The organism is Yersinia alsatica (assembly GCF_902170305.1).
In the GTDB taxonomy this organism is placed as follows: domain Bacteria; phylum Pseudomonadota; class Gammaproteobacteria; order Enterobacterales; family Enterobacteriaceae; genus Yersinia; species Yersinia alsatica.
Genome location: NZ_CABHWW010000038.1, coordinates 54925 through 67295, shown reverse-complemented (window position 1 = coordinate 67295; position 12371 = coordinate 54925). Strand labels below are relative to the sequence as shown.

Below are 12371 nucleotides of genomic sequence, written 5' to 3'. Positions count from 1 at the left end.
CAATACAGGGGGTTAATCAGCGCTAAAGCTCTCAGCGCAGACGCACGAAGAAAATAAGAATTTTCTGCACTAAAAGACACCATCCCCCCTCAAATGCCCCATTAATGTGCACTCCACGTTGTCAGAATTCACCTACAAAGAGTTAATCCCAAGTAATTAGCCTGATGATCAATGAAGTGCAACTCTGGCATCCCGTTTGCTAATACCAAACTGGCTACACGCCAACAGACAGCGACGGTGCATCACGGGTGCGCCACAAAATTAAAATAGGCTCGACTTTGCCTCACAGGACGCTTTCATGAAGAAAATAATGATTTCAACGCTGGTTGCTGCTGCTTCATTAGTGGCATTAGCGGGTCAAGCCCATGCGGGCACTACTTTGGATGCGGTGAAGAAAAAAGGTTTTGTGCAATGCGGTATCAGTGACGGGTTACCGGGTTTCTCTTATGCAGATGCCAGCGGCAAATTCTCAGGTCTTGATGTTGACGTCTGTCGTGGCGTGGCCGCCGCCATCTTCGGTGATGCAGAAAAAGTAAAATACACCCCGCTGACGGCAAAAGAGCGTTTCACCGCCCTACAATCTGGCGAAGTCGATATTCTGTCGCGTAACACTACCTGGACCTCATCGCGTGATGCAGGCATGGGCATGTTGTTTACCGGCGTGAACTACTATGACGGTATCGGCTTCCTGACCCACAATAAAGCCGGGCTGAAAAGTGCCAAAGAGCTAGACGGCGCCACGGTCTGCATTCAGGCCGGTACCGACACTGAGTTGAACGTTGCTGACTACTTTAAAGCCAACAAAATGCAATACACCCCAGTGACCTTCGATCGCTCCGATGAAAGCGCCAAAGCGCTGGACTCTGGCCGCTGCGACACATTGGCTTCCGACCAATCGCAACTGTATGCATTGCGTATCAAGCTAGGTAAACCAGATGAATTTATCGTATTGCCAGAAGTTATCTCTAAAGAGCCACTGGGCCCAGTGGTGCGCCGTGGCGATGAAGACTGGTTCGCCATTGTTCGCTGGACCCTGTTTGCCATGCTGAATGCCGAGGAAATGGGGGTGACGTCGAAAAACGTCGAAGCTCTGGCGGCCAAACCAACCACACCCGATATGGCGCATCTGTTAGGCCAAGAAGGTAACTACGGCCAAGATTTGAAAGTTCCTAACGATTGGGTAGTTAAGATCGTCAAACAAGTGGGTAACTACGGCGAAAGCTTCGACCGTAACGTGGGGATGGGCAGTGAGCTGAAAATCAAACGCGGTCAAAATGCGTTGTGGAACAATGGTGGCCTCCAATACGCACCTCCGATTCGTTGATTACAGTCGACTTTTCCGGCAGGTCAGCCCTGTCGGATGAACTCCCCAGACCGAGGCCCACACAATGTCACCACGCCCAACCGTCAAAGGTGCCTTTTCGCTGACTAATCCAGCGGTGCGCGCCTGGCTGTATCAAATTATTGCGCTCTTGATACTGATCGGATGCGGTGCGTACCTAATCCATAACACTATTACTAACCTCTCAACCCGGGGCATCACCTCCGGCTTTGCCTTCCTGAATAACAGTGCCGGTTTTGGCATTGTTCAGCACCTTATTGACTACCAACAGGGCGATACCTATGGCCGGGTATTTCTGGTGGGGTTACTCAACACCTTGTTAGTGTCAGTTTTGTGTATTTTCTTTGCTTCAATATTGGGTTTCTTTCTCGGATTGGCGCGTTTGTCAGATAACTGGCTATTACGCAAACTATCGACTATCTATATCGAGACATTCCGTAATATTCCGCCGCTCCTACAAATCTTTTTCTGGTATTTCGCGGTCTTGCGCAATTTACCGGGGCCAAGGCAGAGTTTGGATGCCTTCGGGGTGGCATTCCTGAGCAACCGCGGTTTGTATCTCCCGTCCCCTGAGTTTGCGGCCGGTTTTTTGCCAGCATTACTCGCCGTGCTGCTAGCCGCTGTTTTCATCATCGCATTATCTCGCTATAACCATTTTCGCCAGTTACATACCGGGCAATTTCATCGCACCTGGCCTATTGGTTTACTGCTATTAATCGTCCTGCCAGCACTGGCTCATTTACTGTATGGCCCGGCGCTGCACTGGGAGCTGCCAGAACTTAAGGGGTTTAATTTTAAAGGCGGATTGGTGCTCATTCCTGAACTGGCCGCCTTAACGTTGGCGTTGTCGGTTTATACCTCGACTTTTATTGCTGAAGTCATTCGCTCTGGTATTCAGTCCGTCCCTCATGGTCAACACGAAGCCGCACGCTCACTGGCGCTACCCAATACGGTCACCTTACGCCAGGTTATTCTGCCGCAGGCGCTGCGGGTCATCATTCCGCCACTGACCAGTCAATATTTGAATATCGTCAAAAACTCCTCACTGGCGGCAGCAATCGGCTACCCGGATATGGTGTCGCTGTTTGCCGGAACGGTGCTGAACCAAACCGGTCAGGCGATAGAAACCATTGCCATCACCATGTCGGTCTATTTGGTTATCAGCCTGTCTATTTCGTTTTTAATGAATCTCTATAACCGGCGTATTGCGCTGGTCGAGCGCTAAGGGAAGCGAATGACGATGATATTAAGCCGTGAACCACCCAGCGCAGTGCGGCCCGGCAATCCGTTGAATCGGATGGTCTTTTGGGCCAGAAAGAACCTTTTTTCCAGTTGGACCAACAGCCTGCTGACTCTCTTGTGCTTATGGCTGATGTGGCAATTGATCCCGCCGCTGCTGAATTGGGCTATTTTTCACGCCAACTGGCGCGGGACAACCCGCACGGATTGCACGCGCGAGGGTGCCTGCTGGGTCTTTATTCATGCGCGCTTTGGCCAGTTTATGTATGGCCTCTATCCCATCGACCAGCGCTGGCGTATCAATACCACCTTAATCATTGGTTTGCTCACGTTGATACCGCTGTTTTGGCGCGCGATGCCACGTCGTGGCCGCTATCTGGTGGTGTGGATGGTGGCCTATCCATTATTGGTGTGGATGATGCTATATGGCGGTTTCTTCGGACTAACGTTGGTTGAAACCCGTCAATGGGGCGGTCTGACACTCACGCTGATCATCGCCGCCGTCGGTATTGCCGGTGCTTTGCCGCTCGGCATCTTGCTGGCACTGGCACGCCGCTCCAGCATGCCGGTCGTACGTATTCTGTCGGTGGTATTTATCGAATTCTGGCGTGGGGTGCCGCTCATTACCGTGCTGTTTATGTCCTCGGTCATGTTGCCGCTGTTTATGACGGAAGGCACCAGCATCGACAAGCTGATCCGCGCATTGGTGGGGGTGGTGTTGTTCCAATCAGCCTATGTGGCAGAAGTGGTGCGAGGCGGGCTGCAAGCTTTACCCAGAGGCCAGACTGAAGCCGCAGAGTCGCTAGGGCTGGGCTACTGGAAAACACAAGGGCTGGTGATTCTGCCACAGGCGCTGAAAATGGTCATTCCGGGGCTGGTGAACACCATCATCGCCCTGTTTAAAGATACCAGTCTGGTGATCATCATTGGTTTATTTGATCTGTTCAGCAGCGTGCAACAAGCCACTGTCGACCCAGCGTGGCTGGGGATGTCAACCGAGGGTTATGTTTTTGCCGCCGCAGTTTACTGGATTTTCTGTTTCAGCATGTCGCGCTATAGCCAGCATCTGGAGAAGCGCTTTCACACCGGACGTTCCACACATTGAGGCCAAACATGAGCGACAATCAGCCGACCCAAGGCGATAAGATGATGATTACGCTGGAAAACGTCAATAAGTGGTACGGGCAGTTCCACGTATTGAAAGATATCAATTTACATGTCCGTCCCGGCGAACGCATCGTGTTATGTGGCCCTTCAGGCTCTGGTAAATCCACGACGATCCGCTGCATCAACCATTTGGAAGAGCATCAGCAGGGGAAAATCATGGTGGATGGCATTGAGCTTAACGATGATTTACGTAACATCGAGCGAGTGCGCACCGAGGTTGGCATGGTATTCCAGCATTTCAATTTGTTCCCACATTTAACCGTCATGCAAAACTGCACTCTGGCCCCAAGCTGGGTTCGTAAAATACCCAAGAAAGAAGCCGATGAGTTGGCAATGCACTATTTGCAACGCGTTCGAATTGCCGAGCATGCGCATAAGTTCCCCGGTCAGCTTTCTGGTGGGCAACAGCAGCGGGTAGCCATTGCCCGTTCGCTGTGTATGAAGCCGAAAATTATGCTGTTTGACGAACCCACTTCGGCCTTGGACCCTGAGATGGTCAAAGAGGTGCTGGATACCATGATAAGTCTGGCGCATGAGGGGATGACGATGCTGTGCGTCACCCACGAAATGGGTTTTGCCCGTACCGTTGCAGATCGGGTTATTTTTATGGACCGCGGAGAAATTGTTGAGCAAGCGCCACCGGCTGAATTCTTCTCTCATCCAAAATCTGAGCGCACCAAAGCATTTCTGGCACAAGTTATTCACTGACAAGGGATTAAACAGTATTCATTACTTTGGGCGTTTTCATTGAGTATTTGTGGGTGAGGTTCTCCTCACCCTTTTTTATATTCTTCAAATTTAACTCACTGAAATTTATTTCAGTCCATATCGTTCGCAATATCATCAAACAAAATTCGGTCATGGGAAATATGTGACTCTGGACATAAAAAGACAAATTCAACGTCAGTCTTTGCAGTAAGTTGATGCGCTGTATTAGGATAAATACAAAATACAGCACCTTTAGAAAACTGATCGACACGCTTATTTTTTAACGTTCCGGCAATAACATCAGCGGTCCAAATAGCGCCTTCACCAGAGATAATAATATACCACTCTTCATCGTTAACATGGCTGTGGCAACCGACTCGCTTCCCCTGTTTAACGCGAGTTCCATAGGCTCGCAAGCCATTCTTCTTAAACATCTCTGTAAATGCTATACCAACCACATTATCTTCTATAGCATTATTACTATTAAATTCTGAGAAATTTATCATGCTACGTATCCTTGTAGTAAATAGAGAAAATAATGCTCTAGACGACAGAGATTAATGTTTATTTAAAAAATAAACAACCCCTTAAAAATAACATCCCCACAGGAAATTAAATACAAAAAGTTAATTAGCTCACCATATAAAATATAATTTTAAATATTTCCAGCAAAAAATAAAACCGATTGTCACCATAGCAAATGGCCGATTAAGGGCGCGCCAATAACGGTGATAATACCGGCGAGCATCATTACCAGGCTGGATACCACGCCCTCCTGCTGCCCCATTTCGTAAGCTTTAGCAGTACCAGCACCATGGGAAGAGGCTCCCAGACCAGCACCTTTTGCCAGCCCACTGCGCACGGACAGCCGCAGAAACAGTAAATCCCCCACAGCCATGCCGAATACTCCGGTAATCACGACGAACAGTGCAACTAAATCTGGCTGCCCGCCCAATTGCTTGGCCGCTTCCAGGGCAAAAGGGGTCGTAATTGAGCGCACGGCCAAACTACGTTGCACTTCTTCCGAGAGCGTTAATAACTTCGCCAGCCACACCGAGCTGACCACCGCGACTGTGATGGCAGTGATCACACCGGCAGTGAGAGAGAGCCAATGGCGGCGAATTATCGATAAATTCTCATAAACCGGCACGGCAAACGCGATAGTCGCTGGCCCCAGTAGCCACAGTAACCAATGTGTTTCGCCAATATAATCTTGATAAGAGATATGGGTGACCACCAGCAGTAACACCAAAACCATCGGGGTCAGCACTAAGGGCATCAGTAGCAGTGAACGGCGGCGGCGATAGAGCTTTTTATTGGCGAAGTAGAGTGCCAAGGTCGCCATAAAACATGCAATGCTAATAATTAAATCATTCATGATGAGTAGACTTGCGGCGTTGCAGCCACACCTCAAAACGGTAAACCCGGTCAACTACCAAGCCCGTTGCCGCGAGTGTCAGTGTCGTGCTGACCGCGATGACTGCAAAGATTTTCCAGCCATCCACCATGATCAATTGAGCATAATTCACCACCGCCACCACCGCGGGCACAAAAAACAGCAGCATTTCGGCTAGCAACCAACGCGAGCCAGCCTGAACCCAACGTACTGGCAAAATCCGCAACATAATCATGGCTAACAGCAATAGCATGCCGACGATATTAGCGGGCAATGGCAAATGGAAAACACTAACCAGCTGATCAGCAATGATAAATAGACCAGCATACAGTGCCACCTGAACCGGCACCTGTAAGCGTGTCAGAACCGACGGCGCAAAACTGCGTAACGCCAACAACATGAGAAACCTCAGAGGGAAATTTTGCCAGTGCTCAGTATAGGCCGCAGGCAACCTTGCAAAAAATGAATTAAAATCATCATAATCATGCCTAAATGGCATAGTTATCATCGTCCCTTTTGGCGTGACTCACTGACAGGAAAAACTGATGGATATTAGGACGCTACGTTATTTCGTCGAAGTGGTGCGTCAGCAAAGTTTCACTCGAGCGGCAGAGAAACTGTTTGTCACTCAGCCAACGATTAGCAAAATGCTGCGCAATCTGGAAAACGAACTGGAGTGTAGCCTGCTAACCCGTGAGGGCCGCCGCTTGCATTTGACCGACAGCGGACAAGCGGTCTATCAGCGTGGACTGGCAATACTCGACCAATTTCAACAATTGGAAGCAGAGCTGGAAGATATTAGCTCGTTGAAGAAAGGCATGCTGCGGCTAGGTATTCCGCCCATGGTTGGCACACAAATGGCGATGCTTATCAGTGAATTTCGCCGCAGCTACCCCGCGGTAGAGTTGCAAATTGCCGAGTTCGGCGGTTTAACCGTGCAACAGGCAGTGCTGTCCGGTGAATTGGATTTGGCGCTGACCGCCCTGCCAGCTGATGCTGATTTACCGCTGACGTCATTGCCGCTGTTCAGCCACCCACTGTGTGTCGTGGTCCCCCGCACGGCATTTTGGCTCAACCGCACAACCATCAGTATTCCTGAATTAGCCGACCAACCCATCCTGATTTATAACGAGGATTTCGCCCTTTATCGTCAGTTGATGGATGCTTTCACTGCCGGAGGTTTTACCCCACAAATCGCCGTGCGCAGCGGTCAGTGGGATTTTCTTGCCGCCATGGTGCAAGCCAATATTGGTATCGCGATTTTGCCGGAACCTATCTGTCAGCGGCTGGATAAAAATGCCTTGCTATGGTTGCCTTTAGAGCCACTAATGCCGTGGCAGTTGGGGCTGATTTGGCGGCAAGGAAGTTACCTTTCTCACAGTGCTCAGGCGTGGATTACACGTTGCCGTGAATTTTGGCCCAATGGATCGTTAGTGGAGATAAAACCGGCCACTGAGCAGCAGCCGGATGAGGGGAATTAACCTTCTTTTTCGATCAACAGCGCTTCCAGCAGATCCAAATCATGCAGTAGTTTTTGCAGGGTTTCGTTACTGATTTTCTGTGTCGCGCGCAGGTGATACAGCTCGCCGCGCTCAGCCCGTAGGGCAGTTAAGCGAAAACGCCGCTCCAGATTTTCGATCAACAAGGTGTTCTCGATTTCATCTTTACTGCCAGTGCGTCGTCGTAAAGTACCGATGACGCGCGAGCTCACCTCTTTGAGCAACTCTGGGTCGATATTTTCTTCACTGCTGGCTGCCAGGCGCTCTTCCATCTTGTTTAAGCTGACAATCGCGACTTCCGCCGCAGCGGCGCGCGCTAAACGAATCTCTTCACGGCTGGCGCTCTTATCTGCCACAACCACACCGCGCAGCAGTGGCGGTAAAGCAATGACGCCGACAATAACCGACAGCAGAATCACGCCAGTAGCGATAAACACCAATTGATAGCGAGATGGGAAGGCCGAGCCGTCACTGAGGAAGAGCGGGATAGACAGCACACCCGCTAAGGTAATCGCCCCACGTACCCCGGCGAATGACGCTACCCACAGCTCGCGCGTGGTGTAATTGCTAAACTCCAGTGGCCGCTTGCTCAATAAGCGTTTACTGATTTTTTTCATCGACCACAGCCAGCCAAAACGCAAGACCAGCAGCGCACCGTAAATGATGGCGACATCCGCAAACAGGTTCCAGGTTTGAATGGTTGGGTCCAGTTCAGCCTGCACGATTGAGGTTTCCAGAATCCCCGGCAATTGCAGCCCCAGCAGGATAAACACCATGCCGTTAAACACAAACTCCAGCATCGACCACACACTGTCCGCGCGTAACCGCATCGTCAGTGGGGCATTACGAATCACCCCGGATTGGCTGATGGTCATCCCCGCCGCCACGGCGGCCAAGATGCCGGAAACACCAATATGTTCAGCAATCAGATAAGAAGCAAAGGGTAACAACAGCAGCAAAACAATTTGTGTTGCCGGATCATCGCCACTCCAGCGGCTCATCAGGCGCAGCGACTTACTGTACAACCAAGTCACCGCCACCCCCGCTAACAGCCCGCCAATCGCCACTTTCAGGAATTCTAAGGTAGCGCCAGAGACCGTGAACACCATGGTGCCCATCGCCACTGCGATGGCAAACTTCAGTGCAACCAGACCAGAGGCATCATTCATCAACGCCTCCCCTTCCAGCACACCCATAATAGATTTAGGTATTCGCCCTTTCCCCACGATACCGGATAACGCCACGGCATCGGTTGGTGACAATACCGCAGCCAGCGCGAAAGCGGCCACTAACGGAATTCCCGGTACCATCCAGTAAATCAGATAGCCAATCCCCACCACCGTGACTAAGACTAAAGCCAGAGCCAAGCCAAAGATTTCCCGCCCATGATGAATAAACTCCCGCGTCGGTGTTTTCCAGCCATCAGCAAATAGCAACGGCGGAATAAACAGCACCAGGAATAATTCCGGGTCAAAATCGACATGCAAACCAAAGTGGGGAAAGGCCAATAAGGCACCACAGACAATCTGCATTAAAGGGAGGGGGACTTGAAACGGTAGCATCCTCGTGACAACGCCTGAAAGCGACACCACCAAAATTAGAATGAGGATTGTAAAAAAGATTTCCATGCTTTCCTTAGACTCAACACAACATAAGACCTGACCGCACCCGCCCGTAAACAGGGCTGGCTCACAGCTTTTGATAGTAGATCACTTTTTTATAAAACGGGAAAAAACCTGTTGCTGAGGGCAGGAAAATACAAAGAAAGTAGGGATATATAAAAAGTGACAAGATTGGGATGAAGAACTTATCCCAGTAGGCGTGATTGTTGCAGTCAGTTTGAACACGGACAGCGCGCAAGAACCGGAGCGTACACGTAGTACGTGAGGATTCTGAGCACTGCCCAGGTTCAAAATGGCCAATAAAATAGCCCTAATGGGGTAAGCTCTAAATCGCCCAGCCGCCGGCATAGAATGCCACCAGCGCGACGGCGATAATCACGGTACCGAGATTCAGTTTACGCCATTCGCCAGAGCAAATACGGCCAATCACCAGTGAACTGAAGCCCAGCATAATGCCGGTGACGATATTGCAGGTCAGCACGATAAATACCGCACAAAGCAAGCCGGACATCGCGTCAACGAAATCGTCAAAGTCCAGTTTGGATACATTGCTTAGCATCAGCAAACCGACATACATCAGGGCCGGAGCGGTGGCATAAGCGGGCACCAAATAGGAAAGCGGAGAGAGGAATAGAATCAGCAAGAATAGGATACCGACGACAGTCGCTGTCAGGCCAGTTTTACCCCCCGCCGCAGTACCGGCAGCAGATTCAATATATACCGCAGCAGGAGCCGCACCCACCAAACCCGCAAAAATGCTGCTGACGGAGTCAGACGTCAGGGCTTTGCCGCCACTGATAATCTGGCCATCTTTATCCAGCAAGTTAGCTTGCCCGGCAACTGCACGGATGGTGCCGGTAGCATCAAAGACCGCGGTCATCACCAGCGCCAACACACTTGGCAGCACCACCGGTTTTAATGCGCCCATGATATCCAAGCTGAAAATCAACGAGTTACCGTTTGCATCCGCCAAACTTGGCATGGCGAACAGCCCTTGATAAGTCACACTTGGGTCAAAAATCAGGCCGATAACCGAGATGGCAATAATCACGAACAGAATGCCACCCGGCACCCGCAGTTTTTCCAGACCGAAAATTACTGCCAAACCCAGTAAGGTCATCATTACCGGGAAGGAGGTAAATGCGCCCAGCGCGACAGGTAAACCTTCAATTGGGTTTTTGATTACCAAGCCGACACCGTTCGCCGCAATCAGCAGCAGAAACAGGCCGATACCAATGCCGGTACCATGCGCCACACCCATTGGTAAGTTACGCAATATCCACGAACGAATACCGGTGACGGAAATAATGGTAAACAGCACCCCCATCAGGAATACCGCGCCCAATGCCACAGGAATACTGATATGTTGGCCCAATACCAAACTGAAAGCCGTAAACGCGGTCAGGGAGATGGCGCAACCAATCGCCATCGGCAAATTCGCCCACAAGCCCATCAGCAAAGAACCCAAACCAGCAACCAGACAGGTCGCAACAAATACAGCTGTTGGTGGGAAGCCCGCTTTACCCAGCATGCTCGGCACAACAATCACCGAGTAGACCATAGCCAAGAAGGTTGTCAGACCGGCCAGCACTTCCTGGCGTACATTACTGCCACGTTCACTAAGTTTGAAAAATGCATCAAGCGAACCTTTTGGCTTTGCTGCCGGGTTCGCTTGAGGATTGGTGCTAGACATGGTTATGTCCCCTGTGTGTCATTTTAAATGTAGTCAGCAAGTCACGCGCCCTTTCCATACGTAATCGTTTCCGTCGCTGCCGATTAACTCGTCAATTCCTCCAGCACCGAAGTGAAAGAGAAAATAGCAAACGATTAGCTGAAAGTGCGCATGACTGAAAAAAAAATCGAAGTTTAGGGCAGATGCCATTTAAGGCAAACGATTATCTAGCTATTTGCAGCGACTAAGCAACATCAGATAGCGACATTTAATACATTTTTTTACATTAATTTGTCCGGGAGCATTAATTGCAGCAGGAAACGAAAGTGTGAGCCGCCTCACACCCGTTTTCCTTCAGTGATTCTTGGTTTTCATCAGCGGTGATTACTTCTCTAACGTGAAGGCACCGCCCTTGGCAATCGCCTGTTGATAAGCTGGCCGCTGATGAATACGCACTAAGAAATCTTGCAGTTTCGGGAACCCTTCCAGGCCGCCACGGGTGTTGATTGCCTCGATAGGAAAGCTCATTTGGATATCGGCAGCACTGAAATCTCGGCCGGCAAACCATAGATTTTGCGTTAAATGCTGCTCCAAATAATCGCGGTGCGTGGCAATTTGCTTATTCAGATAACTTTTCTGCACCCCATCTCCCAGAGCTTTGGCAACCGGGCGAATAATCCAAGGTACTGGCGGCCCGCCAAACCGGCTGAAGATAAGTTTCATCACCAACAATGGCATCAATGAGCCCTCCGCATAATGCATCCAGTAGCGAAATTGCTGGCGGTCATAATGACCCGTGGGCTTAAATTGCCCCTGTGCATCATAGGTTTCCTGTAAATACTCGATAATGGCACCCGACTCAGCCAACGTCAGATCGCCATCAGTAATCACCGGTGATTTCCCTAGTGGATGAATTTTTTTCAACTCCGGCGGAGCCAGTAAACTACCGGGGTCGCGCTGATAGCGCTTCAACTCATAGGGAACTTGCAACTCTTCCAGCATCCACAAAATACGCTGTGAACGTGAATTATTCAGATGGTGAACAATGACCATGATCGGGCTCCATGTTATTAGGAATTGAACAACTTGATTAACAGGCGGTGTTGGAACACATAAGGCTGATTATAGTTGATGGAGAAATAGACCATTTATTCATCTCATCCCAATCGGCTCCGACTGTACCGACTAGAGAGTAACGTTAAAGCTCAATCAGTACATTTTACAATCTTTAGGCTGTATTAATGATTTACAGCTTATTAGCTGTATCGCAAAATTACAGACTATAATGTGCATTGCATATTTACAGTCTATAGTCTGTATTTTATATTTACAGCTTATTAGCTGTATATTGAAATTACAGACTATAATATGTATGGAAATACTTTTAGGTTCTGAATCGCTATCGAGGTTGCTATGAACTATCCAATTAAAATCTTGAGTCAGTTACGGCCAACGCTTATCGGCTTTCGGAAGAAAAAGGCACTGACTCAAGCAGAGGTTGCAAAGCTATTGGGGATTACACAACAAACCTATGCGAAGCTGGAAGCCAATCCGACATCAGTCAGCGTCGAAAGACTTTTTAAGGTGTTACAACTCCTGGATGCAGAAATAATCCTCGCAGAGAGGTGCAGCGAGAAAGATTATAAAGTCGATAAAAAACAAAATATTAAAATCGATATATCGACAGAAAGCTCGAGTAATCCATCGAAAAAGGAGTATTGGTGAT

The 12371-nt window shown here is 49.6% G+C and carries 12 protein-coding genes; 6 read left to right on the top strand and 6 right to left on the bottom strand.

All coding sequences use genetic code 11. The features are described from left to right. Positions 1 to 298: 298 nt before the first annotated feature. The 4 genes from FTA96_RS21650 to FTA96_RS21635 all read left to right on the top strand — a co-directional run bounded on the left by FTA96_RS21650 (position 299) and on the right by FTA96_RS21635 (position 4456). On the top strand, positions 299 to 1324 hold the full coding sequence (locus FTA96_RS21650; RefSeq protein WP_050110780.1) for an amino acid ABC transporter substrate-binding protein: 1026 nt from the start codon (positions 299 to 301) through the stop codon (positions 1322 to 1324). A gap of 64 nt (positions 1325 to 1388) precedes the next feature. Beyond that, the gene (locus tag FTA96_RS21645) at positions 1389 to 2567 is read left to right on the top strand and encodes an amino acid ABC transporter permease (protein ID WP_145574871.1); all 1179 of its coding nucleotides are present in this window, start codon (positions 1389 to 1391) and stop codon (positions 2565 to 2567) included. Positions 2568 to 2576: 9 nt separating this feature from the next. After that, the gene (locus FTA96_RS21640) at positions 2577 to 3686 is read left to right on the top strand and encodes an amino acid ABC transporter permease (protein ID WP_050110784.1); all 1110 of its coding nucleotides are present in this window, start codon (positions 2577 to 2579) and stop codon (positions 3684 to 3686) included. Positions 3687 to 3694: 8 nt separating this feature from the next. After that, positions 3695 to 4456, top strand: a complete 762-nt coding sequence (locus FTA96_RS21635) for an amino acid ABC transporter ATP-binding protein (RefSeq protein WP_050110785.1) — start codon at positions 3695 to 3697, stop codon at positions 4454 to 4456. A gap of 110 nt (positions 4457 to 4566) precedes the next feature. On the opposite strand, the gene FTA96_RS21630 is transcribed toward FTA96_RS21635, so the two are convergent. The 3 genes from FTA96_RS21630 to FTA96_RS21620 form a co-directional block, all read right to left on the bottom strand. Then, positions 4567 to 4962 (bottom strand): cupin domain-containing protein, encoded by a 396-nt coding sequence (locus tag FTA96_RS21630; protein WP_050110788.1) that lies wholly within the window; start codon positions 4960 to 4962, stop codon positions 4567 to 4569. Between the two features lie 182 nt (positions 4963 to 5144). Next, positions 5145 to 5834 (bottom strand): LrgB family protein, encoded by a 690-nt coding sequence (locus tag FTA96_RS21625; RefSeq protein ID WP_050152443.1) that lies wholly within the window; start codon positions 5832 to 5834, stop codon positions 5145 to 5147. After that, a complete protein-coding gene (locus FTA96_RS21620; RefSeq protein WP_050123183.1) occupies positions 5827 to 6252 on the bottom strand; it encodes a CidA/LrgA family protein in 426 nt (141 codons plus the stop codon). The genes FTA96_RS21625 and FTA96_RS21620 overlap by 8 nt, the downstream gene beginning before the upstream one ends. 145 nt (positions 6253 to 6397) lie before the next feature. Between FTA96_RS21620 and FTA96_RS21615 the strand changes: the two genes are divergently transcribed. After that, on the top strand, positions 6398 to 7333 hold the full coding sequence (locus FTA96_RS21615) for a LysR family transcriptional regulator (protein WP_145535542.1): 936 nt from the start codon (positions 6398 to 6400) through the stop codon (positions 7331 to 7333). Here the strand turns inward: FTA96_RS21615 and FTA96_RS21610 are convergent. The 3 genes from FTA96_RS21610 to FTA96_RS21600 form a co-directional block, all read right to left on the bottom strand. Next, positions 7330 to 8979, bottom strand: coding sequence for a Na+/H+ antiporter (locus FTA96_RS21610; RefSeq protein WP_050110793.1), 1650 nt, complete (start codon positions 8977 to 8979; stop codon positions 7330 to 7332). The genes FTA96_RS21615 and FTA96_RS21610 overlap by 4 nt on opposite strands. 319 nt (positions 8980 to 9298) lie before the next feature. Continuing rightward, positions 9299 to 10666: an NCS2 family permease gene (locus tag FTA96_RS21605; RefSeq protein ID WP_050110795.1), complete on the bottom strand. Its 1368-nt coding sequence runs from the start codon at positions 10664 to 10666 to the stop codon at positions 9299 to 9301. Between the two features lie 363 nt (positions 10667 to 11029). Continuing rightward, the gene (locus FTA96_RS21600; protein ID WP_004711191.1) at positions 11030 to 11698 is read right to left on the bottom strand and encodes a glutathione S-transferase family protein; all 669 of its coding nucleotides are present in this window, start codon (positions 11696 to 11698) and stop codon (positions 11030 to 11032) included. Positions 11699 to 12058: 360 nt separating this feature from the next. On the opposite strand from FTA96_RS21600, the gene FTA96_RS21595 reads away from it, so the two are divergent. Further along, positions 12059 to 12370, top strand: coding sequence for a helix-turn-helix transcriptional regulator (locus FTA96_RS21595; RefSeq protein WP_087816763.1), 312 nt, complete (start codon positions 12059 to 12061; stop codon positions 12368 to 12370). The last annotated feature ends 1 nt before the right edge of the window (position 12371 follow it).